Annotated in this window: 22 protein-coding genes; 13 read left to right on the top strand and 9 right to left on the bottom strand. The window is 70.1% G+C overall.

The window, feature by feature from the left end:
• Window positions 1-27: 27 nt before the first annotated feature.
• Entirely contained in the window at window positions 28-1185 is a 1158-nt protein-coding gene (locus tag H5395_RS08230; protein WP_182792085.1) for a type III PLP-dependent enzyme, read from the top strand.
• A 164-nt stretch (window positions 1186-1349) separates the two neighbouring features.
• Here H5395_RS08230 and metF read toward each other — a convergent pair whose 3' ends face one another.
• Complete coding sequence (gene metF, locus H5395_RS08225; protein ID WP_182792084.1) at window positions 1350-2207, bottom strand: methylenetetrahydrofolate reductase [NAD(P)H]; 858 nt, start codon at window positions 2205-2207, stop codon at window positions 1350-1352.
• Between the two features lie 81 nt (window positions 2208-2288).
• Here metF and H5395_RS08220 point away from each other — a divergent pair, with 81 nt between their 5' ends.
• The 4 genes from H5395_RS08220 (at window position 2289) to H5395_RS08205 (ending at window position 5672) form a co-directional block, all read left to right on the top strand.
• Complete coding sequence (locus H5395_RS08220) at window positions 2289-3185, top strand: LysR family transcriptional regulator (RefSeq protein ID WP_182792083.1); 897 nt, start codon at window positions 2289-2291, stop codon at window positions 3183-3185.
• Between the two features lie 63 nt (window positions 3186-3248).
• The gene (locus tag H5395_RS08215) at window positions 3249-3710 is read left to right on the top strand and encodes a DUF4126 domain-containing protein (RefSeq protein ID WP_182792082.1); all 462 of its coding nucleotides are present in this window, start codon (window positions 3249-3251) and stop codon (window positions 3708-3710) included.
• A 67-nt stretch (window positions 3711-3777) separates the two neighbouring features.
• Window positions 3778-4569 (top strand): inositol monophosphatase family protein, encoded by a 792-nt coding sequence (locus tag H5395_RS08210; protein ID WP_182792081.1) that lies wholly within the window; start codon window positions 3778-3780, stop codon window positions 4567-4569.
• Between the two features lie 125 nt (window positions 4570-4694).
• Window positions 4695-5672 carry a DMT family transporter gene (locus H5395_RS08205; RefSeq protein WP_182792080.1) on the top strand — a complete coding sequence of 326 codons (978 nt, stop codon included), beginning with the start codon at window positions 4695-4697 and terminating at the stop codon, window positions 5670-5672.
• Here the strand turns inward: H5395_RS08205 and H5395_RS08200 are convergent.
• Window positions 5620-7986, bottom strand: coding sequence for a lytic transglycosylase domain-containing protein (locus H5395_RS08200; protein ID WP_220494911.1), 2367 nt, complete (start codon window positions 7984-7986; stop codon window positions 5620-5622). The two genes, H5395_RS08205 and H5395_RS08200, sit on opposite strands and share 53 nt — an antisense overlap.
• Window positions 7987-8101: 115 nt before the next feature.
• On the opposite strand from H5395_RS08200, the gene dapA reads away from it, so the two are divergent.
• Complete coding sequence (gene dapA / locus H5395_RS08195) at window positions 8102-8977, top strand: 4-hydroxy-tetrahydrodipicolinate synthase (RefSeq protein WP_182792079.1); 876 nt, start codon at window positions 8102-8104, stop codon at window positions 8975-8977.
• Window positions 8978-8987: 10 nt separating this feature from the next.
• Window positions 8988-9317 carry a multidrug efflux SMR transporter gene (locus H5395_RS08190; protein WP_182792078.1) on the top strand — a complete coding sequence of 110 codons (330 nt, stop codon included), beginning with the start codon at window positions 8988-8990 and terminating at the stop codon, window positions 9315-9317.
• A gap of 74 nt (window positions 9318-9391) precedes the next feature.
• Here H5395_RS08190 and H5395_RS08185 read toward each other — a convergent pair whose 3' ends face one another.
• Entirely contained in the window at window positions 9392-10489 is a 1098-nt protein-coding gene (locus tag H5395_RS08185) for a pyridoxal phosphate-dependent aminotransferase (protein ID WP_182792077.1), read from the bottom strand.
• A 148-nt stretch (window positions 10490-10637) separates the two neighbouring features.
• Complete coding sequence (locus H5395_RS08180) at window positions 10638-12386, bottom strand: thiamine pyrophosphate-binding protein (RefSeq protein WP_182792076.1); 1749 nt, start codon at window positions 12384-12386, stop codon at window positions 10638-10640.
• Between the two features lie 106 nt (window positions 12387-12492).
• On the opposite strand from H5395_RS08180, the gene smpB reads away from it, so the two are divergent.
• The gene (gene smpB, locus H5395_RS08175) at window positions 12493-12966 is read left to right on the top strand and encodes an SsrA-binding protein SmpB (RefSeq protein ID WP_182792075.1); all 474 of its coding nucleotides are present in this window, start codon (window positions 12493-12495) and stop codon (window positions 12964-12966) included.
• Between the two features lie 96 nt (window positions 12967-13062).
• Here smpB and H5395_RS08170 read toward each other — a convergent pair whose 3' ends face one another.
• The gene (locus tag H5395_RS08170) at window positions 13063-13506 is read right to left on the bottom strand and encodes a DUF1810 domain-containing protein (protein WP_255440567.1); all 444 of its coding nucleotides are present in this window, start codon (window positions 13504-13506) and stop codon (window positions 13063-13065) included.
• 69 nt (window positions 13507-13575) lie between these two features.
• Between H5395_RS08170 and sseA the strand changes: the two genes are divergently transcribed.
• Both sseA and H5395_RS08160 read left to right on the top strand, forming a co-directional pair.
• The gene (gene sseA, locus H5395_RS08165) at window positions 13576-14427 is read left to right on the top strand and encodes a 3-mercaptopyruvate sulfurtransferase (protein ID WP_182792074.1); all 852 of its coding nucleotides are present in this window, start codon (window positions 13576-13578) and stop codon (window positions 14425-14427) included.
• Window positions 14428-15612, top strand: a complete 1185-nt coding sequence (locus H5395_RS08160) for an amino acid aminotransferase (protein ID WP_182792073.1) — start codon at window positions 14428-14430, stop codon at window positions 15610-15612.
• An 82-nt stretch (window positions 15613-15694) separates the two neighbouring features.
• Here H5395_RS08160 and H5395_RS08155 read toward each other — a convergent pair whose 3' ends face one another.
• Complete coding sequence (locus H5395_RS08155; protein ID WP_370576414.1) at window positions 15695-15940, bottom strand: DUF1127 domain-containing protein; 246 nt, start codon at window positions 15938-15940, stop codon at window positions 15695-15697.
• A 241-nt stretch (window positions 15941-16181) separates the two neighbouring features.
• Complete coding sequence (locus H5395_RS08150) at window positions 16182-16901, bottom strand: 16S rRNA (uracil(1498)-N(3))-methyltransferase (RefSeq protein WP_182792072.1); 720 nt, start codon at window positions 16899-16901, stop codon at window positions 16182-16184.
• A 13-nt stretch (window positions 16902-16914) separates the two neighbouring features.
• Here H5395_RS08150 and ubiA point away from each other — a divergent pair, with 13 nt between their 5' ends.
• The 3 genes from ubiA to H5395_RS08135 all read left to right on the top strand — a co-directional run bounded on the left by ubiA (window position 16915) and on the right by H5395_RS08135 (window position 20495).
• Complete coding sequence (gene ubiA, locus H5395_RS08145; protein ID WP_182792155.1) at window positions 16915-17871, top strand: 4-hydroxybenzoate octaprenyltransferase; 957 nt, start codon at window positions 16915-16917, stop codon at window positions 17869-17871.
• Window positions 17872-17929: 58 nt separating this feature from the next.
• Window positions 17930-20074, top strand: a complete 2145-nt coding sequence (locus H5395_RS08140) for an OmpA family protein (protein WP_182792071.1) — start codon at window positions 17930-17932, stop codon at window positions 20072-20074.
• 187 nt (window positions 20075-20261) lie between these two features.
• Entirely contained in the window at window positions 20262-20495 is a 234-nt protein-coding gene (locus H5395_RS08135) for a hypothetical protein (protein ID WP_182792070.1), read from the top strand.
• 8 nt (window positions 20496-20503) lie between these two features.
• Here the strand turns inward: H5395_RS08135 and H5395_RS08130 are convergent, their stop codons facing one another.
• Window positions 20504-21382 carry a 50S ribosomal protein L11 methyltransferase gene (locus H5395_RS08130; protein WP_182792069.1) on the bottom strand — a complete coding sequence of 293 codons (879 nt, stop codon included), beginning with the start codon at window positions 21380-21382 and terminating at the stop codon, window positions 20504-20506.
• Entirely contained in the window at window positions 21382-22050 is a 669-nt protein-coding gene (msrA, locus tag H5395_RS08125; RefSeq protein ID WP_220494909.1) for a peptide-methionine (S)-S-oxide reductase MsrA, read from the bottom strand. The genes H5395_RS08130 and msrA overlap by 1 nt, the downstream gene beginning before the upstream one ends.
• Between the last annotated feature and the right edge of the window lie 27 nt (window positions 22051-22077).

Below are 22077 nucleotides of genomic sequence, written 5' to 3'. Positions count from 1 at the left end.
ACCCCCCGGACATGGAAAGGATTGCGCATGGGACTGACCGAAGGCCACCTGGCCAAGACCGTGTGGGAGAACCCGGCCGAGATCGTCCGCAGCCTCAAGCCCGAGAACCCGGTGATGGTCTTCGCCCCCACCGTCCTGCAGGACCGCGCCCGCGCCTTCCTGGCGGGCTTTCCCGGCTTCGTCACCTATGCCGTCAAGTCGAACCCCGACGAGGCGGTGATCCAGAATCTCGTGCAGGCGGGGATCAAGGGCTTCGACGTGGCCTCGCCCTTCGAGATCGACCTGATCGGCCGCCTCGCCCCCATGGCCGCGCGGCATTACCACAACCCGGTGCGAAGCCGCGCCGAGATCGCCCATGCGGTGGCCGCCGGCATCAAGGCCTGGTCGGTGGACAGCCGGACCGAACTGGACAAGCTGTTCGAGCAGGTGCCGCCGGAAAACTGCGAAATTTCGCCCCGCTTCAAGCTGCCGGTGCTGGGCGCGGCCTATGACTTCGGCTCCAAGTTCGGCGCCACGCCCGAGCTTGCGGCAGAACTGCTGCAGGCGGTCGACGACCGGGGCTTTGTCGCCTCGCTGACCTTCCACCCGGGCACGCAATGCACCGACCCGCACGCATGGGAGCAGTATATCCGCACCGCGGCCGAGATCGCCGACATGGCGGGCGTGCAGCCCAGGCGCCTGAACGTCGGCGGCGGCTTCCCGTCCTGGCGCGTCCACGGGGTGGAACCCGACCTGTCCGCGATCTTCGACCTGATCGGCCGCACCACGGCGGAAGCCTTCGGCGCGGACGCCCCCGAACTGGTGTGCGAGCCGGGACGCGGCATCTGCGCCGACGCCTTCGCCATCATTACCCGCGTCAAGGCGGTCCGCGACGGGACGAACGTGTTCCTGAACGACGGCGTCTATGGCGGCATGAACGAGCTGCCGGTGATCGGCAACCTCGACCGGCTGGAGGTGCTGACGCCCGAGGGCCGCTTGCGCGGGGAAAACAGCCACGGCCGCGTGGTCTTCGGTCCGACCTGCGATTCGGTGGACCGCCTGCCGGGCGAGATCTCGCTGCCCGACAATATCCATGAGGGCGACTACGTCGTCTTCCACGGCGCGGGCGCCTATTCGGTCGTGACCAACACCCGCTTCAACGGCTTCGGCGAGATGCGGCAACTGACGGTGATGGGCTTCGACTGAGCCTTCGGGCGCCATCCGGCAAGGGTGGTGCTTTCGGTGGGGTGGAACCCCGCCCTACGGGGCAATCGGGGAGGCGTTCGTGCGGGATGACGGGGGGATGAACCTCACCCTGCGCCATGTCCCGGCAGGGTGGGGTTCCATCCCACCACCAGCCGGCCACGTCCTCAGGCCACCTTGGCCTGCGGGGCCGCGATCCCCAGCCCCTCGCAGACGGCCAGCGTCATCTGCGGCCGGTTGACCGTGTAGAAATGCAGCCGGACCACGCCGCCCTCGATCAGCCGGCGGCAGAGATTCACCGCCATGTCCACGGCTAGCCGCCGCTCGCCTTCCGGACCCGCCTTGTCAAAGGCCGCGTCGGCCCATGTGGGCACGCTCGCCCCGCAACGGGCGGCAAATTTCTTCGCACCCGACCAGCTCTGGATCGGCAGGATGCCAGGGATGATCGGAGCCGCGATCCCTGCAGCGTCGCAAGAGTCGCGGAAGCGGAAATAGACATCCGCGTCGAAGAAGAACTGGGTGATCGCGCTGGATGCGCCCGCGTCCACCTTGCGTTTCAGCCACTCCACGTCGGCGCTGGTGTCGGGGCTTTCCGGGTGCGGCTCGGGATAGGCACCGCAGCGGATGGAGAAGCCGCCCCGCGCCGCGATGGCCTCGATCAGTTCCACTGAATCGGCGAAGCCCTCGGGATGGGGCGCGAAGCGGTCTGCCCCCTGCGGCGGGTCGCCCCGCAGCGCCACGATCTCGCGCACGCCGGCAGCCGCATAGTCGTCCACGATCGCCATCGTTTCGGCGCGCGAGGCATCCACGCAGGTCAGGTGCGCCGCGACGTTCAGCCCGTAGTTCGAGGCCAGCGCCGTCACCGCCTCATGCGTCAACTGCCGGGTCGTGCCGCCCGCGCCATAGGTCACGGACACGAACTCCGGTCCCAGCGGCGCCAGCGCATTCGCCGTTTCCCACAGCTTGAAGGACTGGTCGAGGTTGCGGGGCGGGAAGAACTCGAAGCTGACAGAGGGGGTGGTCATCGCGGGTATCCTTTCACCCTTCTTGTGCCACGGCGCCTTCCGTGAGACAAATTCATCTTCCACAACTTCGACATGAATTCCATGCATCTTGAACTGCGCCATCTGCGGACGATCCGCGCCATCCACGACCAAGGCGGCCTTGCCCGTGCGGCCGAGGTGCTGAACATCACCCAATCGGCGCTGTCCCATCAGGTCCGCGCGCTGGAGGATCAGGCCGGCACGTCGCTGTTCCTGCGCCAGACCAAGCCCATGCGCCTGTCCCCCGCCGGGCTGCGGCTGCTGGCCGTGGCGCGTCAGGTCCTGCCACTGGTCGAGGCGGCAGAATCCGAGATGCGCGGCGTGACGCAGGGCAAGCTGGGACGGCTGCACATCGCCATGGAATGCCACGCCTGCTTCAACTGGCTGCTGCCGGCGCTGGACGCCTTCCGCCACGACTGGCCGGGGGTGGACATCGACGTGCGCGCGGGGCTGGCCTTCACCGCCCTGCCCGCCCTGGTGCGGGGCGATGCGGACATGGTGATTTCCTCGGACCCCGAGGACCTGCCCGGCATCGTGTTCGAGCCGCTGTTCGACTACAACCCCCTGCTGGTGGTGCCCGCCCACCATCCGCTGGCCGGCTGCGATTTCGCCGAGCCGGCCGACCTTTCGACCGAAACGCTGATCACCTACCCAATGGACCGCGCCCGGCTGGATGTGTTCTCGCATTTCCTCGACCCCGCCGGGGTGCAGCCCGGCGCTGTGCGGGAAATCGAGCTGACCGACGTGATCCTGCTGCTGGTCGCCTCGGGGCGCGGCGTGTCGGTGCTGCCCGACTGGGTGCTGGAACGCGAGGCCGGCAACCCGGAACTGGTGACGCTGCCGCTGGGCCGCCGCGGGGTGGTGCGCCGCCTTTACGCGGCGGTGCGCGAAGCCGACCGCGACCTGGCCTTCATGGGCGACATGATCCGCCTGGCGCGCGAAGGGCGAAACGCCGGCTGACGCGAGGGACCCCGGCGGCCCTTCGGGACGTTCCTTCGGAAAGACCATGCAAGGGGAAACACAATGCTCGCCTCGTTCCTCATGGGCCTCGTCGGGGGCCAGAGATCCATGACGCCGCTGGCGGCGGTGGCCGTGGCCGCCGCGCGCGGTGACCTGCCGCGGGACTGCGCGGCCCCCGACTTCCTGCGCGAACCGGCAGTCGCGGCGGGCGCCGTCGCGCTGGCGCTGGCGGAACTGGCGGGCGACAAGATGAAAAGCGCGCCCGACCGGATCGTGCCGCCGGGACTTGCCGCCCGCTTCATCGTGGCGGGCTTTGCCGCCGGTGCGCTGGCGCCGCGCGGGCGATTTCTGGAAGGGGCCGCGCTGGGCGGGATCACGGCGGTCGCGGCCTCCTACCCCGGCTGGCGGGCGCGGATGGCCGCTATGGAAGATCACGGCCAGACCCCCACCGGACTGGTCGAGGACGCGCTGGTCGTGACCGCCGCCGCCGCCATCGTCGCCGCGATGCGCCCCAGGCGCCGCTGATCCGCCCGCCTTCACTTCCGGCGGGGATCGGCCTAAAGGGGCCTGCCCCGTCCCGAAGGATTTCCCCATGCCCAGCGCCAACCTCAACCTGATGATCAAGGCCGCGCGCAAGGCGGGCCGCAGTCTCGTCAAGGACTTCCGCGAGGTCGAGAACCTGCAGGTCTCGTCGAAAGGCCCCGGCGACTTCGTCAGCCGCGCCGACCGCGAGGCGGAACGGATCATCAAGGAGGACCTGCGCACCGCCCGCCCGAACTATGGCTGGGTCGGCGAGGAAACCGGCGCCGAGGCAGGCGAAGATCCCACCCGCCGCTGGATCGTCGATCCGCTGGACGGCACCACCAACTTCCTGCACGGATTGCCGCACTGGGCGGTCAGCATCGGGCTGGAACACAAGGGCGAGATCGTCGCGGCCGTCGTCTTCGATCCCGCCAAGGACGAGTTGTTCACCGCCGAAAAGGGCGACGGGGCCTTCGTCAACGACAAGCGCCTGCGGGTGTCGGGACGGCGCGACATGAACAGCGCGATCTTTGCGACCGGCGTGCCCTTCGGGGCCAAGACGACGCTTCCGGCGACGCTGAAGGATCTGGCGCGGCTGATGCCGGTCTGCGCGGGCGTGCGGCGCTGGGGCTCGGCGGCGCTGGATCTCGCCTATGTCGCGGCGGGGCGCTATGACGGCTACTGGGAACGCGGCATCCAGCCCTGGGACATCGCGGCGGGCATCCTGCTGGTGCGCGAGGCCGGCGGCTTCGTCGAACCCCTGCGCGATCACGCCGGCCTCATCGCCGATTCCAGCACCATCGTCTGCGCCAACCCGCAACTGTTCGAGACCTTCTCGGGGATCGTCCGCAGCCGAGACTGAGGCGCGAAAACCGTCGCCATCCTGCACCCCGCGCGGCCTTTCCCGTCGTCCGAGAATGGCCCGGCTTGACACTTGCCGCCCCAAGGGCGAGCGCCGGGGTATCTCGCCTGTCGCGGTGCCCCCTCATGCCTTCCCCTGATTCGCCGGTCGCTGCGCCGGTGCCGCTTTCCCCTGCCCCCCTTCATGCCGCGCCGGAAAACCCGCCGCAGCCCGTCCGCCCGGACGACCGGCAGGGCCTCGCGATCCTGCTGGTCTGCGTCACCAGCCTGATCTTCGCGATCCAGGACGGACTGGCCCGCCACCTCAGCGCCACCTATTCGCCGATCTTCGTGACCATGGTGCGCTACTGGTTCTTTGCGGTCTTCGTGCTGGCGATGGCCGCCCGCGGCCCCGGCGGGCTGCGCGCCGCATCCCGCAGCCATTACCCCGTGCTGCAGATCACCCGCGGGCTGCTGCTGGTCTTCGAGATCGTCATCATGGTCGCGGCCTTCGTCAAGCTGGGCCTGATCGAGACCCACGCCGTCTTCACCGCCTACCCGCTGCTTGTCGTGGCCCTGTCCGGCCCGGTGCTGGGGGAACGCATCGGCTGGCGGCGCTGGGCCGCGGTCGGCGCGGGATTCGTCGGCATCCTCATCATCCTGCAGCCGGGGCTGAGGGTCTTTTCGCCCTGGGCGATCCTGCCCGTGGTCGCGGCGCTGATGTTCGCGGTCTATGGCCTTCTGACGCGGATGGTATCGGCGAAGGACAGCGCCGAGGTCAGCTTCTTCTGGACCGGCATCGCGGGCGTCGCCGGCATCACCCTTGTCGGCGTCTGGTATATCGAGCCCATCGCCCGCGCCGACTGGCCCTGGATGGCGGGCCTGTGCATCTGCGGCATGACCAGCCACTACCTGCTGATCCGCGCCTATTCGCTGGCCGAGGCCTCCAGCCTGCAGCCCTTTTCCTACACGCAGCTTGTCTGGGTCAGCCTGATCGGCGTCCTGCTGCTGGGGGAGGAGGTCCGGCCGAACGTGATCCTCGGGATGCTGATCATCGTCGGCGCGGGGCTGTTCACCTGGTGGCGGTCGCTGCAGAAGGCGCGGGCAGAGACTGCGCCTCGCTGATGATCTCGACCACGGGGACAGGCAGGATCGCCTCCTCGGCCACGGCTTCCGGCGCGGGGGCAGCCTCGGCGGGCAGGTCCTCGGCCTCGCGCAGCGCGGAAAAATCCTCGGGCCGCCGTTGCGGCGCGGGCGGGATCTTCGGCGGATCGAGGCTTTCGGCCACGCGCGCGATCTGGGCCTGCGGCAGGGGCGGGTCCTGCCCTTCGCCCGCGTCGATGCCCGGCACGGCGGTCTCGGGCAGCGCCACCGGCCCACCCGCCATCGCCAGCCGCACCGCATGGCCCGCCGCCTCGCCCACCCAGGCAGGCGGCGCAGGCGGGCGTGCCGATGCCGCAAGCACCAGCGGCCCCTCGGCCCGCCAGGGCTTGGACACCCCACCGCTCAGGTCCCAGCCCGGCACTAAGGGCAACGGATGGCCTGCGATGCGGGCGCGGTAGATCGGCAGCGCCTCGGCCACGCGCATGACGTAGTTGCGCGTCTCGTCAAAGGGGATCATCTCGACCCAGTCCACCGGATCGGCACCCTCGTCCCGCAGGTCGCCGAAATCCCGCAGCCAGCGCGCGGACCGCCCCGGCCCGGCATTGTAGCCCGCCGCCACCAGCGCGATGGAATTGCCGAAGCGGCCCCGCAGCCCGTCGAGGTAAGCCGCCCCCAGCCGGGCGTTGTAGCCCGCGTCCCGCGTCAGCCGGGGCAGATCGTAGGGTTCTCCGATGACGCCCGCCATCTGCCGGGCGGTGTCGGGCATCACCTGCATCAGCCCCCGGGCGCCGACATGGGACTGGACGGTGTGGTTGAACTCGCTTTCCTGCCGGGCGATGGCCATGACCAGCTCGGGCGGCAGGCCGAAGCTGCCCTCTTCCAGCCCCGTCAGCGGATAATGCAGCGCCGGATAGACGCCGCCCTTCGCGGCGGCCGCCTTGGACAGCCGCAGGGCGTCCCAGGGGCGGCGCAGTTCCAGCATCACCCGGCCCATGCGGGCGATGTCCTCGTGGTCGGCGCCGGTCGCCAGATGCAGGAAGAACCGCTGCGCCTGCGCGGGCTCTCCGGCCGCGATCAGCCACAGCCCTGCCTGGAACAACCGGTTCCCCATCAGCGCCGAGTTCCGCCAGTCCGGCAGCGTGTCGGTCGCCACGCCGGTCACGGCCAGCGCAGGCTGCATCGGCATGCCGATCTTCTCGGCGGCCAACTGGCCGTAATAGGCGGTCTGATGCGCGGCGGCCTTCTCGTAAGCCGCGCGGGCCGCGTCGGGGTCGCCTGAAGCCTCGGCGGCGCGGGCCTGCCAGTAATGGGTGCGCGCCACGGTGATCGCGCTGTAATCCGCCGCCGGAAGCCGGGCGAAATGCACAGCCGCCCGGTCGGCCGCGCCCGCGCGCAGGGCCGCATATCCCGCGATCCAGTCCAGATCGACGGCGCCGCTGTCGCCTGCGGGCAGGAAATGCCCCGCAGCGAAGCGTTCCGCCAGCGCCCAGTCGCCCTTGCGCAGCGCCTCGCGGGCATAATCCCGGCGCAGGCTGGCCCAGGCAGCCGGATCGCCCAGCGCCTCGGCCGAGGTCGAACGTTCCAGCATCAACTGCCGCGCCAGTTCCCTCTGCTTGCTCGCCACCCGCCAGCGGAAGCGGTCGAGCGCCAGCCCCGCGTCATTCCGCAGGTCTTCGGGCAATGCGAGAATCAGCGGGTCCACCCCCGTCCGCCGCGCCTGCACGGCGATGCGGGCGCGGGCGAGGTCGGCCTTGGGTCCGGTGACGTAAAGCAGCATCCGCTCGGCCACCGCCCATTCGCCGGCATCCAGCAGCACCTTCAGCCGGGCCGCGTGATGCGGGGCGACGGCGGCGCCATGGACGGCGAGAAAGGCGGTTTCCTCGGCGGCATCCAGCGCGGCGCTGCTGATCCAGAAGCGGGCGGCGGCCTCGGCGCGCTTGGCTTCGGGATGGGCGGCAATCCAGGCACTCGCGCCCCCGAGGCTTTCAGGCAGGCGCTCGCCGAACCAGCCCAGCACCTCGGCGGCAGGCAGATCGGGGCGGATCATGGCCTCGCCGCGGCGGAATAGCAGTTCCATCCCCGGCCAGTCGGGGTTGCGGGCGGCGAAGTCGCGGTATTCGCCCCATGTCCCCTGCCCCGCCCGCAGGCGTTGCCACAGGACAAGGTCCACCGACATCTGCCCGGACTGCCGCGCCGCCGCATCAGCAGTAGGCCAGTCCCTTGCTGCGGCCGCCGCCAGCGCGCGGGTCATCGCGCCCCTGTCCTCGGCCCGCGCGGGCAGGGCCAGGGCGGCCGCCAGCGCCAGCGCCGCGAGTCTGAATGTCGTCCCTGTCATGGCCGCCAATCTGCGGGCAGCGGGGCGCCGGGGCAACTCACATCCGCGGCAGGCGCGCTTGGCAACCCGCGCGCCCGGTTGTATGCCCGCGCGAAACAATCGTCAGGATCGAGTCATGTTCCAAGGGTCCCTGCCCGCTCTCGTCACCCCCTTGACCGGCGAAGGCAAGATCGACTGGCCCGCGCTGGAACGGCTGGTCGAATGGCAGATCGAACAGGGCAGCCACGGCCTTGTGCCCGTCGGCACCACGGGCGAAAGCCCGACGCTGAGCCATGACGAGCACCGCGAGGTGGTGGAGGCCGTCGTCCGCCTTGCCGCCGGCCGGGTGCCGGTGATCGCGGGCGCGGGGTCGAACAACACCCATGAGGCGATCGAGCTTGCCCAGCACGCCTGCGAGGTCGGTGCCGACGGGCTGCTGATCGTGACGCCCTATTACAACAAGCCCACGCAAGCGGGCCTGATCGCGCATTTCACCGCCGTCCATGACGCGACCGACCGGCCGATCATCATCTACAACATTCCTGGCCGTTCCGTCGTGGACATGACACCGGAAACAATGGGCGAACTGGCGAAGCTGCCGCGCATCATCGGCGTCAAGGACGCGACTGGCCGGCTCGAACGGGTGTCCTGCCAGCGGATCACCTGCGGCCCGGACTTCCTGCAAATCTCGGGCGAGGACGCGACGGCGCATGGCTTCAACGCGCAGGGCGGCCGGGGCTGCATCTCGGTCTCGGCCAATGTTGCGCCCGTGCTTTGCGCCCGGATGCAGGCGGCCTGCCTTGCCGGGGACTATGCCGAGGCGCTGCGGCTGCAGGACCTGCTGATGCCGCTGCATATCGCGATCTTCATCGAACCAGGTCTGGTCGGCGCCAAATACGCCCTGTCGCGGCTGGGGATGTGCGGGGAAACCGTGCGCCTGCCACTGACGCCGCTGACCGCCCCCACCCGCGCCCGCATCGACGCCGCCATGGCCCATGCCGGGCTGATCTGAGGGCAGGGGCATGGCCTACGCCGTCCTGACCGTCGCCATCGTCTTCGAGGTGATCGGCACCTCGCTGCTGATGCTGTCGCAGCAGTTCACCCGGGTCTGGCCGACCGTGGGCATGGCCGTGGCCTATCTCGTGTCCTTCTACTTCCTGTCGCAGGCGCTGAAGTTCCTGCCCCTCGGCATCGCCTATGCGCTGTGGAGCGGGCTGGGAATCATCCTGACCCTGGGCGTCGGCATCTTCGTCTTCCGGCAGATCCCCGACCTGCCCGCCGTGGTGGGGGTGGCGCTGATCCTGGCGGGGGTGGTGGTCATCAACGGGTTTTCGCGGACGACCGGGCATTGAGCGGCTGCGTGTCCCACCCGGCGAAGCGCCTGATGGCGCGGCCGCATGGGTATTTGGGCCAGAAAGAAGCCCCTTCAGCCCCTTGCCATTGCAAGCGCTTGCGGCAGGGCCTGGGCGAACACATCGAGTTCGGCTTCCGGCCCGCAACTGACGCGGATGCAGCGGTTCTGCGGCGCGACCCAGGGCATCCGGGCGAAGATTCCCTGTTCGGCCAGCGCCGCCAGCAGCGCGCGGGCGGAGTCGCCGTCCCGGCCGCAGTCGATGGCGACGAAATTCGTGGCCGAGGGCAGCGCCTTGAGGCCGTTGTCGCGGGCGATGGCGGCGATCCGTTCGCGGGCGTCCGTGACCTGCCGGACGGTCTCGGCCAGATGCGCGGCATCCCCCAGCGCCGCCAGCGCGCCCGCCTGCGCCACGCTGTTGACGCCGAAATGATTCCGCACCCGGTCGAAGGCGCGGATCATGTCCGGGGCGCCGATGGCATAGCCGATCCGCGCGCCAGCCATTCCGTGGGCCTTGGAGAAGGTCCGCATCCGCAGCACCCGCGGGTCGGCGGGGTCGATGCGCGGCAGGGCGGGGGCGAACTCGGCATAGGCTTCGTCGAGGATCAGCAGGATGCCTTCCGGCAGCGCGGCGATGGCGGCCTCGATCGCCTCGGGCGGATGCCAGCCGCCCATGGGGTTGTCGGGGTTGCAGAGATACACCATCCGCGCGCCGGTCCCGGCGGCCTGCGCCACCAGCGCGGCGGGGTCCTGCTTATCGGCGCGATAGGGGACGCGGACCAGTTCGCCGCCGAAGCCGGCGACGTGAAAATCGAAGGTCGGATAACCACCCGCCGAGGTGACGACCCGATCCCCCGGTGCCACCATCAGCCGGACGGCAAGGCCCAGAAGCCCGTCGATCCCCTCGCCCACGACGATATTCTCGGGGGCGACGCCGCAATGGGCGGCAAGCGCGGCCTTGAGGTCGTGGTTCGTCGGATCGCCGTATTTCCAGACCTCGGCGGCGGCCTTCCGCATCGCCTCGATGGCCAGCGGAGAGGGGCCGAAGCCGTTCTCGTTCGCCCCCAGCCGGGCGCGGAAGGGCACGCCGCGCCGGCGTTCCAGCGTTTCGGGACCGACAAAGGGCACGGCGTCGGGCAGGCTGGCGGGAAGGGGCGCGAGGGTCGGTTTCATGCCCGGATCAGAAGCGCAAATCCGCCGTTCTCGCAACCCCGTCTGCGCGAAGGCCGCCCTGCACTCCTGCCGCGCGGCGCGCGTGCATCAAGGCCCTGAAAGGGGCACCGCTGGCATGGAAAGCCGTCGCTGCGCGCCTGGCAACGTCCTAGTCCTTGCCGAAAAGGCGGCCAAGCAACCCTCGTGACGCAGGCGGCTCGGCAGTGTTGTCGGCCACAGCCGGCGCAGGCTCAGGCGCGGGCTTCGCCGTTGCCGCCATGCCTGCCGCGCGGGTCTCGGACAGCGTCGCGCCGGTCGTCAGCGCCTCGGGGTCCAGCCGCAACTCGATCACGGCAAGTGTCCCCGCGTCCTGCGCCCGCTGGAAGGCCCCGGCGAAGTCCTCGTCGCGTTCCACCAACTCGCCATGCCCGCCGTAGGCGCGGGCCAGCGCGGCGAAGTCGGGGTTGAACAGGTCGGTCCCCGAGACGCGACTGGGATAGGTCTTTTCCTGGTGCATGCGGATCGTGCCGTAGCGGCCGTTGTTCGCCACGATCACGATCACCGCCGCGCCCTCCTGCGCCGCGGTGGACAACTCGTTCACCGTCATCTGGATGTCGCCGTCGCCCGCCACGCAGACGACCGTGCGGCCCGGATGCCGGATTTTGGCCGCCACAGCCGCGGGCAACCCGTAGCCCATCGAGCCCGAGGTCGGCGCAAGCTGCGTCTCGCCCCGCTTGAACTGGAAATAACGGTGAATGAAGGACGCGAAATTGCCCGCGCCGTTGGTGATGATGGCATCCTCGGGCAGGTTGTCGGACAGCCAGGTGATCACCCGCTCCATCTTCACCGCACCGGGGGTTTCCTTGGGCTTCCGCCATGCCTCGTAGTTGGCTCGCAGCCCCGCGGTCCAGTCGCTCCACTGGCGCGGCGCCGGCGCCTCGGCCAGCGCCTTCAGCACGGCGCGGGGACAGGCGGCGATGCCGGGATCGGCGCGCCAGAGATGGCCGATCTCGTCGGGGTCCGGGTAGACGTGGATGATGCGGCAGTTCTGCCCCTTCGGGCTCATCAGGTCATAGCCGTTGGTCAGCGTGTCCCCCAGCCGCGAGCCGAGCGACAGGATGCAATCCGCTTCCCTCAGCGCCTCGCCCAGCTTCGGGTTCATGCCCACGCCCAGATCGCCCACGTAGTTCGGCAAGCGGTTGTCGATCAGATACTGGCGGCGGAAGGGCACGGCGACCGGCAGGCCCCAGCCTGCCGCGAAGCGCGCCAGCCGGTCGCCGTCCTCCTGCGTCCAGATCGAGCCGCCGGGAATCACCAGCGGCCGCTCGGCCCCGGCCAGCGCCCCGGTGATCGCGGCAAGCTGCGCCTCGGAAATGCCGGGGACCGGGCGCGGGGAAGGCAGCAGATCAGGGGCGCCCGATTCGGCTGACAGCATGTCCTCGGGCAGCGCCAGCACCACGGGGCCGGGACGGCCGGACAGGGCGAGATCGAAGGCACGGGCGACATATTCGGGGATGCGGTCGGTGTCGTCGATCTCGGCCACCCACTTGGCGAGGCTTCCGAACATCTGCCGATAATCGACCTCCTGAAACGCCTCGCGGTCGCGGGTGTCCCGCGCGATCTGGCCCACGAAGAGGATCATCGGCGTCGAATCCTGCCTGGCCACATGGACCCCGGCGCTGGCGTTGGTGGCCCCCGGCCCGCGGGTGACAAAGCAGATGCCCGGCCGCCCGGTCATCTTGCCCCAGGCTTCGGCCATCATCGCCGCCCCGCCTTCCTGGCGGCAGACGGTGTTCGGAATCCCTGCGTCGTAAAGCCCGTCCAGCGCGGCAAGGAAGCTTTCGCCGGGAACCGAGAAGACCCGTTCCACCCCATGCGCCTTCAGCGCATCCGCCAGTATCCGTCCGCCGTGCCGCATCGCCTCGCCCCCTTGTCGCAAATCGCGCGCAAACTGGGGGCAAGACGCGCCAAGGGCAAGCCCGCAGCTTTACAGCGGCCGCCCGCGCCCCTATCTCACGCCGACCATGGCCCAGGCAAAATCCGACCCGAACTACAAGGTGATCGCCGAGAACCGGCGGGCGCGCTTCGATTACTTCATCGAGAGCGACATCGAGGTGGGCATCATCCTCACCGGCTCCGAGGTGAAGGCGCTGCGCACCGGCCAGTCCAACATCGCCGAAAGCTACGCCAGCGTGGAACAGGGCGAGTTGTGGCTGATCAACGGCTACATCTCCTCCTACAAGCAGGCGGGCATCTTCGGGCATGAGGAACGCCGCCACCGCAAGTTGCTGGTCAGCCGCAAGGAACTGTCGCGGCTGTGGCAGGCCACGGGACGCGAGGGGATGACGCTGGTGCCGCTGGTGATGTATTTCAACCATCGCGGCATCGTGAAGCTGAAGCTGGGCGTCGCCAAGGGCAAGAAGAACCACGACAAGCGCGCGACCGAGGCCAAGCGCGACTGGGGCCGCGAAAAGCAGCGCCTGCTGAAGCAGGGCTGACCTTGGGAGCGGTGGGGGGAACCCCACCGATCACCCCCGCGCATCAGCATCCGGCCGGCCTCCGCAAGGCGGAGTTCCACCCCGCCAACTGCCGCGCTACTGCAGGGCTGCCAGCGTCGCCGGGTCAGCCTCGCCCTCGTAAAACTGCGCCAGCAGCCGGTCGAAGACCTCGCCTCCACCCGCCGCGCGGAACAGCGTGGCGCAGGACCGCAGCTTCTTCGCATCCACCGGGCCCAGCACCGCCTCGGGCGGGCGGCCCGCGTTTTCCAGCATCGCCTCGGCGGCCTCGCGCAGGTTTGCCGCCAGCACCGGATCGGCCAGGTAGGCCCGCGCTTCGGCCAGATCGCGGATGCCATAGTGCTTCGCCGTCCCCGATCGCCCCAGCGCGGCAAGCTGCGGAAAGACATACCACATCCAGTGGCTGACCTTCCGCCCTGCCCGCAGTTCCGCCACCGCGCGGGACTGGTCGCGCGCCTGCGCGTCGTGAAAGCGTTGCAGGTCCATGCCGCATGGATGCGCCCCATGCGGACGCGCGGTCAAGGGCCGTTGTCCTGCCCGCGCGTCAAGGCTAAGAAAGCCCGCGGTGGCTGGGGACCGAGGAGACAAGGGATGGACGATCCGAAGACGCTGGTGTCGACCGACTGGCTGGCGGCGCATCTGAACGATCCCGACCTGCGGATCATCGACGCAAGCTGGCACATGCCGGCCACGGGGCGCGACGCGCAGGCGGAATACCATGCAGCCCATATCCCCGGCGCGCGCTTCTTCGACATCGACGCCATCGCGGACACCCGCAGCCCCCTGCCCCACATGGCCCCCCAGCCCGAGATGTTCGTCAGCCGCCTGCGGGCGATGGGCATCGGCGACGGCCATCAGGTCGTGGTCTATGACAACTCGGACGTCCATTCGGCGGCCCGCGTCTGGTGGACCTTCCGGCTGATGGGCAAGACCGACGTGGCGATGCTGGACGGCGGCTTCGGCAAGTGGCAGGCCGAGGGTCGGCCGGTCGAGGACATGCCCCCGATCACCCGCGACCGCCACATGACCGTGCAGCGGCAGGCGGGACTGGTCCGCGACGTGACGCAGGTGGCGGCAGCGGCCAAGCTGGGCGACCACCAGATCATCGACGCCCGCGGCGCGGCCCGATTCCGCGGCGACGAGCCCGAGCCCCGCCCCGGCCTGCGCGCGGGCCACATCCCCGGCGCGAAGAACGTCCCCGTGGGCCAGCTTTACACCCCCGACGGCACCATGAAGCCGGTGGACGAGTTGCGCGCCGTCTTCGAATCGGCAGGCGTGGATCTTGCGCGCCCTGCGATCACCACCTGCGGCTCTGGCGTCACCGCGGCCAGCCTCGCGCTGGCGCTGGAACGCCTGGGCAAGCGGGACTGGTCGCTCTACGACGGGGCCTGGGCCGAATGGGGCAGCTACCCCGACCTCAAGATCGCAACCGGAGACGCCTGAATGTTCGGCAACCTGCAGCCCCAAGCCCCCGACAAGATCCTCGCCCTGATGGGCGAGTTCCGGGCCGACACCCGGCAGGGCAAGATCGACCTGGGCGTGGGCGTCTACAAGGACCCGACGGGGCTGACCCCGGTGATGCGGGCCGTCAAGGACGCCGAGCGCCGCATCTGGGAAGCTGAGATGACCAAGGCCTATACCGCGCTGGCGGGTGAACCGGCCTATCTCAAGGCCCTGTCGCGGATGGTGCTGGGCGAGGGGCTGGACGACAGCCGCACGGCGGCGCTGTCGACCGTCGGCGGCACCGGCGCGATCCGGCAGGCGCTGGAACTTGCCCGGATCGGCAACCCGGACCTGACCGTCCATGTCTCGGACCCGACCTGGCCCAACCATCTGTCGATCCTGAAATTCATGGGCGTGCCTTTCGTCGAATACCGCTATTTCGACGACGCCACCCGCGGCGTCGATTTCGAGGGGATGAAGGCCGATCTGGGCCGCGCCCAGAAGGGCGACCTCGTATTGCTGCACGGCTGCTGCCACAACCCGACCGGCGCCAACCTGACCATCGAGCAATGGGCCGAGGTCGCGGACATCCTTGACCGCACCGGCGCGGTGCCGCTGGTGGACCTCGCCTACCAGGGCTTCGGCGACGGGCTTGAGGAGGACGCGGCCGGCACCCGCCTGATCCTCAGCCGCACGCCCGAGGCGCTGGTCGCGGCCTCCTGCTCCAAGAACTTCGGCATCTACCGCGAACGGACGGGGATGCTGCTGGCGCAGGTCAGGGACGCGGCTACGCGCGATCTGGCGCAGGGGACGATGGCCTACCTGAATCGCCAGAACTACAGCTTCCCCCCCGACCACGGCGCGCGGATCGTCCAGGTGATCCTCGACGACGAGGGCCTGTCCGCCGACTGGAAGGCCGAGCTTGAGGAGGTCCGGCTGGGAATGCTCGCCCTGCGCCAACAGCTTGCCGAGGAACTGCGGAACCTCACCGGCAGCGACCGCTTCGACTTCATCGAGCAGCACCGCGGCATGTTCTCGCGCCTGGGCGCCACGCCCGAGCAGGTTGCGAAGATGAAGGACGACAATGCCATCTACATGGTGGGCGATTCGCGACTGAACATCGCCGGTCTGAACCGCGACAGCGTGCCGATCCTGGCCCGCGCCATCGTCGAGGCGGGGGTCTGAACGGGGTCAGACCCTTCGGACATGAAAAAGCCGGGGCGCGCCTGATGGCGGCCCCGGCTTCGTCGTTCTTGAAATGAAAGGATCAGAGACCGCGGGCGACGCGCTCGATCTCGCCGCGGTTCAGGCCGATGTCGGCCAGTTCGCGGTCGGACAGGGCGTTCAACTGGTTGCGCGTCTCGCGCACGTCTGCCCAATAGCGGACGGTGGTGGAGATGCGATCGAAAATACCGGCAGGACGCGCCGCCGGAATGGCGCGGAAGGTATCGATGGCCGACATGTCAGGAACCCATTTTTCTTGCGGCCCGCGCCAATCGCGGGCGTTGTTCATCAGTGCCCCTGATATAGGCCACGGGCCACGCTCCGACCACGTCCGAACCCGAAGCTCAGCCATGCAGAAAATGCATAGCAAGTGCTTTTTTACGTTTCGTTAACATAGCTCCACAGCGTACAAAGCTGCGTTTGCCCTTGCGTCAGAAGCCGCTCCTCTCGAAGAAAACTTCCGAGACACAGCACTTCCCGCAGTTTCCTTGCGCAAGAGCGCCGCTTTGTCGCAGCCATTGTCCTGCGCCTCAGCGCCAGTCCCCTAGTGCCACCTGCCACAGGGTCAGCGCCGCCACCGCCGCCGTATCTGCCCGCAGCACCCGCGGCCCAAGGCTGACCCGGTGGACGCAACCCATCCCCGCAAGCCGCTGCCGCTCGGCCTCCGACCATCCCCCCTCCGGCCCGATCAGCACCGCCCATGGACCGCCGGGCAACCCCGCCAGGGTCTCGGCCGGCCCCGCCAGCGCCTCGTCCGCCCAGAGGATGCGCCGCCCCTGATCCCACCCGTCCAGCAGCCGCCCCAGCGGCACCAGCGCCTCGACCGGCGGGACAAAGGTGCCGCCGCATTGCTCGGCGGCTTCCACGGCATGAGCCTGCAGCCGGTCCTGCCGGATGCGTTCCGAATTGGTATGGTCGGTCTGCACCGGCAGGATGCGTGCCGCCCCCAGTTCCGCCGCCTTTTCCACGATGAAATCGGTCCGCGCCTTCTTGATCGGCGCGAAGACCAGCCACAGGTCCGGCGGGTCAAGCTGCGGCGCGACCTGCCCCACAAGCTCGACCTCTCCGCCCCGCTTGCCCGCCGAAACCAGCCGCGCCGTCCATTCGCCGTCGCGCCCGTTGAAGACCGCGATCTCGGCCCCTGCGCCCAGCCGCATCACCGTTGAAAGATAATGTGACTGGTCCGTGTCCAGCGGCACGGGTTGTCCCGGGGCGAAGCGGTGATCTATGTAAAGCCTGATCTTTCCCATGACGGCGGACCCTATGCAGTCTGATGTCTCAACGCCACAGGCCATGTCCACGGTTGCGGATGCGCCGCGCGGCAACTGGGTGGACCGGCTGGCCCCGCCCGCGACCCGCCCCTGGCTGCGCCTCAGCCGCGCCGACCGGCCCATCGGGACGTGGCTTCTGCTGCTGCCCTGCTGGTGGGGAACGGGGCTTGCGATGATGGCCGACCGGCCGTTGTGGGTGGACCTGTGGGTCGTGATCGCCTGCGCCATCGGATCTGTGGTGATGCGGGGGGCGGGCTGCACCTGGAACGACATCACCGACCGCGACATCGACGGCTCGGTCGCGCGCACCCGCTCACGCCCGCTGCCCTCGGGGCAGGTCACGCTGCGGGGCACCTTCATCTGGCTGGGGGCGCAACTCGCCATCGGCGCGCTGATCCTTTTCACCATGAACGCGGCGGCCATCGCGCTGGGGGTGGCCTCGCTGGCGCTGGTCGCGGTCTATCCCTTTGCCAAGCGCTTCACCTGGTGGCCGCAGGTCTTCCTGGGCCTCGCCTTCAACTGGGGGGTGCTGGTGGCCTTTGCCGCGCATGGCGGCAGCCTGCACCCGGCGCCGGTGCTGGCCTATGCGGCGGGCATCCTCTGGACGCTGTTCTACGACACCATCTACGCCCACCAGGACGCCGAGGATGACGCCCTGATCGGGGTCAAGTCCACCGCCCGGCTGTTCGGCAAGGACAGTCCGCGCTGGCTTCTGGGCTTCGCCGCGGGCGCGGTCGTGCTGCTGGCGGCGGCGGTGGCGGCGACCCGGCCCTCGGTCCTGCAGGCGGTGATCGGCACCGCCGGGATCGCGGGCTTCGCCCTGCATCTGTCGTGGCAGTTGCGCCGGTTCGACCCCGGCGACAGCCCGGCGCTGCTGCGGCTGTTCCGGTCCAACCGCGACGCGGGGCTGATCGTCGCGGGCGCGCTGTTCCTCGCCGGGCTGGCGTGATTGCCGAACCCACCCCGCGCGCCCATGTCGGGCGGGATCAAGAACGAAAGGCCCGGTGATGGGCGAAGGGACGTCCAAACCCCGCCGCGCGCGGAACTGGTTCCTGGGGCTGGTGCTGCTGGCCTCGGGCGCGGTCGCGGCCTACGAGGCCGGCCGCCGGGCCGTTCCCGCCTTTGAACGGCACACGCTGGCGCAGGTGCAGGCGGCGCTGGATCAGGCCGGGGCCGGCTGGGCCGGGGCCGAGGCCGACGGCCTGACCCTGCGCCTGACCGGCACCGCCCCCGACGAGGTGCAGCGCATCCGCGCCGTGGCGCTGGCAACCGAGGCCGCGCGCTTCGCCCGGATCGAGGACGCGACGCAGGTTCCCCGCCCCCCCGAAACCGCGCGCCCCTCCTTCCGGTTCGAGGTGCTGCGGGGCGAAGCCGGCACCTCGGTCATCGGCCTTGCCCCCGCGGCCATGGACCGCGACGGCCTGCTGGCGCGGCTGGAACGCGCGGCGGGGACCGGCGGACTGACCGACCTGCTGGAAACCGCCGACCACCCCGCCCCCGAGGGCTGGGACGAGGCCGTGGCCTTCGCCGTCAAGGCCGCCGGGCAGATGCCGCGGGCCAAGATCGCGGTCACGCCCGGCCATGTGCGGATCGACGCCATCACCGATGGCGAGGGCGAAAAGGCGCGGTTGGAACAATCGCTCGCGGCGGCGGTCCCCGAGGGCGTCACCCTTGTCACCGACATCACCGCGCCGCGCCCGCTGATCTCGCCCTTTGCGCTGGAACTGGTCAGGACGCCCGAGGGCACGCGCCTGGACCGCTGCGCCGCCGATACCGAGCCTGCGCTGGGGCGCATCCTGTCGGCCGCCGCGCAGGCCGGGGCCGATGCGGCGCCCTGCCCGCTGGGGCTGGGCGCGCCCTCGCCGGACTGGGCCGATGCCGCGGTCGCGGGCATCGCCGCGCTGAACGCGCTGCCGCAGGGGCGACTGGCGATCCGCGACCTGCGGGTAACGCTGGCCGCCCCCCATGACGTGCCGCCCGAGGGTTTCGCCGCCGCCCGCGACCGGCTGGCCGAGGCCCTGCCCCCCGGCTTCACGCTGGACGCCACGCTCGCCCCGCCGCCGGACGCGGACAATCCGCCGCCGGGTTTTGTCGCCGTCGCGGATGGCGAGGGCATCCGGCTGCGCGGCACCATCGCCGACCAGGGCACGGGCGACGCGCTGGCAAGCCTTGCCGGCGCCCGCTTCGGGGCGGTGGACAGCGGCCTGACGGTGCGCCCCGACGCGCCCCCCGGCTGGACCGCCCGCGTCTTCGCCGCGCTCGAGGCGATGGACGCGATGGAGCAGGGGACGGCCACGGTCACGCCCGACCTGATCCGGCTTGCCGGCACCACCGCCAGCCCCACCGCCGCGCCGCAGATCGCCGATCTGCTGGCGGCGCGGCTGGGGTCGGGGGCGGTCTATGAACTGTCGCTGATCTACGACCCCCGGCTGGACCCGGCGGTGGACCTGCCGTCGGGGACCGACTGCGTGGACGCGCTGAACGCCACGGTGCAGCAATCCGCCATCGGCTTCGAGCCGAACCGCGCCGTCATCGCGGGCGACGTGGCCCCGGTCATCGAGGAACTGGCCGCGACCATGGCCCGCTGTTCCGGCTTCCGCATCGAGATCGGCGGCCACACCGATTCGCAGGGCGCCGACAGCTTCAACCGCGAGCTTTCCGCCCAGCGCGCCCAGGCCGTGCTGGATGCCATGGCCGGGGGCGGCATCGACACCGCGCAGATGGTCGCCGTGGGCTATGGCGAGACCCGCCCGCTCGGCCCCAACGACACCCCCGCCGGGCGCGAGGCCAACCGCCGGATCGAGTTCCGCCTGCTCTCGCCCGAGCCGCTGGACCGCACCCCGCCCTCTGCCACCATCACCCGCGGCGTGACCGGCGGCCCGGCGCCCGCCGCCGAGCCTCCTCCACCCGGCGCGGTCGTGGCCGGGGACGGGAGTTCCGGCGACATTGCCCCGGCGGCAGGGGCGGATGACAGCCCCACCCCCGACGAGATCGCCGAGGCCGAGGGCATCTCGATCCGCCCCGACCGCGTCACCATCGAGAACGGTCGCCTGACCACCCCGGTCCCGCCGCCGCTGTTCCAAAGCGCCGAGCCGGACGAGACCGCCCTGCCCGACGGCATCCGCCGCCCGAGGGCGCGGCCGCAGGAGTGATGCGGCCGAGGCGTATGCATCGGCCGTGCATCACCTGTGCATCACTCGTGCATCGAAAAAAACTGCCTGATTGGCAGTGCCGAGGATCGCACCCTTTCCGACGGGACTCCCTCTCGATCCGTCGCATCCGGGCGGCCAGACGTGCCCTCTGAACCAGCCGGAACTGCTGATCGCAGCCGGTGGCACCTTGTTCACAGCCTTCCTGCCGGGCTGGCTGGCAGCCTGGCTTGCCCTGCGGGCCAGTGAGCCCGCACGACCTGCCCTCCTGCCACCGCGCACGCCCGACCGGCTGTCTGCCGCCCGAGAAGACCTCGCCGCGGCCCGCGACAACCTGCGCGCGGCACGGTCCGCAATCGAGGAATCGCGCGCCCGCACCGACACCGGCCCCATGCGCGCAACGGGTCAGAACCACGGACCCTGAGCAGGGCTTCAACCTTCCGCCGGACGTCCGACCACCAGCGTGGCCCATTCGCCCAGGTCGTCGCGGCGCTGCAGCGGCACCCCTGCCTCGGCATAGGCGGCGGCCACGTCCTCGGCCTGACCGACAAGGATACCCGACAGGATCGCCTTGCCGCCGGGCGCGAGGTGACGGGCCATGTCGGGCGCAAGCTCGATCAGCGGCTGCTTGAGGATGTTTGCGAAAACAAGGTCATAAGGGCCCGCGTCATGCAGCAGCGGATGGCCGAAGCCTTCGGCCATCACGCATTCCACCCGCCCGGCAAGGCCGTTGGCGATCACATTCGCCTGCGCCGTCTCGACCGCCACCGGGTCGATGTCCGAGGCCAGCACCACCCCGGGCAGCACCCTGGCCGCCGCCATCGCCAGAACCGCCGTCCCGCAACCGATGTCCGCCACCCGCTCGGGCGTCTCGCCATCCCCGATCATGCGGTCCAAGGCCAGCAGGCAGCCGCGCGTGGTGTCGTGATGGCCGGTGCCGAAGGCCATCGCGGCCTCGATCAGCAGTGCCTCGGACCCTTCGGGCACGCGGTCGGCGTCATGGGCGCCATGAACGAAGAAGCGCCCGGCCTCGACCGGGGTCAGCTCGCGGCGGACATGGGCGACCCAGTCGACCTCGGGCAGTTCCGAGATGGCGAAAGGCTGCGCCGCATGGGCCGCAGCCAGCAGCGCCAGTGCAATCTCGTCGGGCGGATCAGTGAAATAGACGCCGACTTCCCAGCGGTCCGAGCCGTCCTCGATCTCGAAGACGCCGGTGCCGACGGGCTCGGGGTCCAGGTCCTCGCAGGCCTCGGCCAGTCCTTCGGCGGCTTCGCGGCCCTGCAGATGGGTCAGCGCGGTCCAGGTGGGCATCAGACGGCGCCACCGGCCGCGACCGAACTGCCGCCGCTGGACGAAGGCGAAGGTTCCGGGTTGCCATCGCCGTCGCCTACGGTCGCCTCATGCAGCGCGCTGGCCTGGGACGCCTGCACGCCGGTGCCGCGCAGGTTGCAGTAGCCGTCCGGCACCTTGTGCAGATACTGCTGGTGCAGGTCCTCGGGGGCGCGCCAGAAGTGATCCAGCGGCGCGATCTGGGTGGTGACGCGGCCGTAGCCCTCGACCGCAAGGCGGTTGCCATAGTCCACGCGGGTCATCTCGGCCGCGGCCATCTGGCTGTCGTTGGTGGTGAAGATGGCCGAGCGATACTGGTCGCCGATGTCGTTGCCCTGCCGGTTCCCCTGCGTGGGATCGTGGTTTTCCCAGAAGAACTTGAGGATCTGTTCCGTGCTGATCCGGCTGGGGTCATAGACGATACGGACGACCTCGGCATGCCCGGTGTGGCCGCCGCAGACCTGCTTGTAGGTCGGGTCCGCGACATTGCCGCCGGCAAAGCCCACCTCGGTCAGGAAGACGCCGGGCTGCTGCCAGAACAGCCGCTCGACGCCCCAGTAGCAACCCATGCCGAGGACGATCTCCTCGAAGCCCGCGGGCGTGGGGGTATCGAGCGGACGGTTGTAGATGGCGTGGATGGGGGTGGGCATGGCGTGCTCCTGTCGCTGTGGCGCATG

Origin of the sequence: Paracoccus sp. MC1854, from assembly GCF_014164635.1 — a bacterium.
Lineage (GTDB): Bacteria > Pseudomonadota > Alphaproteobacteria > Rhodobacterales > Rhodobacteraceae > Paracoccus.
This window is presented reverse-complemented; position numbering and strand designations above follow the sequence as displayed.

Coding starts and splice junctions, on each gene's coding strand:
- H5395_RS08230 (WP_182792085.1), top strand. CDS start 28: ATGGGACTGACCGAAGGCCACCTGGCCAAGACCGTGTGGGAGAACCCG.
- metF (WP_182792084.1), bottom strand. CDS start 2,207: ATGACCACCCCCTCTGTCAGCTTCGAGTTCTTCCCGCCCCGCAACCTC.
- H5395_RS08220 (WP_182792083.1), top strand. CDS start 2,289: ATGCATCTTGAACTGCGCCATCTGCGGACGATCCGCGCCATCCACGAC.
- H5395_RS08215 (WP_182792082.1), top strand. CDS start 3,249: ATGCTCGCCTCGTTCCTCATGGGCCTCGTCGGGGGCCAGAGATCCATG.
- H5395_RS08210 (WP_182792081.1), top strand. CDS start 3,778: ATGCCCAGCGCCAACCTCAACCTGATGATCAAGGCCGCGCGCAAGGCG.
- H5395_RS08205 (WP_182792080.1), top strand. CDS start 4,695: ATGCCTTCCCCTGATTCGCCGGTCGCTGCGCCGGTGCCGCTTTCCCCT.
- H5395_RS08200 (WP_220494911.1), bottom strand. CDS start 7,986: ATGACAGGGACGACATTCAGACTCGCGGCGCTGGCGCTGGCGGCCGCC.
- dapA (WP_182792079.1), top strand. CDS start 8,102: ATGTTCCAAGGGTCCCTGCCCGCTCTCGTCACCCCCTTGACCGGCGAA.
- H5395_RS08190 (WP_182792078.1), top strand. CDS start 8,988: ATGGCCTACGCCGTCCTGACCGTCGCCATCGTCTTCGAGGTGATCGGC.
- H5395_RS08185 (WP_182792077.1), bottom strand. CDS start 10,489: ATGAAACCGACCCTCGCGCCCCTTCCCGCCAGCCTGCCCGACGCCGTG.
- H5395_RS08180 (WP_182792076.1), bottom strand. CDS start 12,386: ATGCGGCACGGCGGACGGATACTGGCGGATGCGCTGAAGGCGCATGGG.
- smpB (WP_182792075.1), top strand. CDS start 12,493: ATGGCCCAGGCAAAATCCGACCCGAACTACAAGGTGATCGCCGAGAAC.
- sseA (WP_182792074.1), top strand. CDS start 13,576: ATGGACGATCCGAAGACGCTGGTGTCGACCGACTGGCTGGCGGCGCAT.
- H5395_RS08160 (WP_182792073.1), top strand. CDS start 14,428: ATGTTCGGCAACCTGCAGCCCCAAGCCCCCGACAAGATCCTCGCCCTG.
- H5395_RS08155 (WP_370576414.1), bottom strand. CDS start 15,940: ATGAACAACGCCCGCGATTGGCGCGGGCCGCAAGAAAAATGGGTTCCT.
- H5395_RS08150 (WP_182792072.1), bottom strand. CDS start 16,901: ATGGGAAAGATCAGGCTTTACATAGATCACCGCTTCGCCCCGGGACAA.
- ubiA (WP_182792155.1), top strand. CDS start 16,915: ATGCAGTCTGATGTCTCAACGCCACAGGCCATGTCCACGGTTGCGGAT.
- H5395_RS08140 (WP_182792071.1), top strand. CDS start 17,930: ATGGGCGAAGGGACGTCCAAACCCCGCCGCGCGCGGAACTGGTTCCTG.
- H5395_RS08130 (WP_182792069.1), bottom strand. CDS start 21,382: ATGCCCACCTGGACCGCGCTGACCCATCTGCAGGGCCGCGAAGCCGCC.
- msrA (WP_220494909.1), bottom strand. CDS start 22,050: ATGCCCACCCCCATCCACGCCATCTACAACCGTCCGCTCGATACCCCC.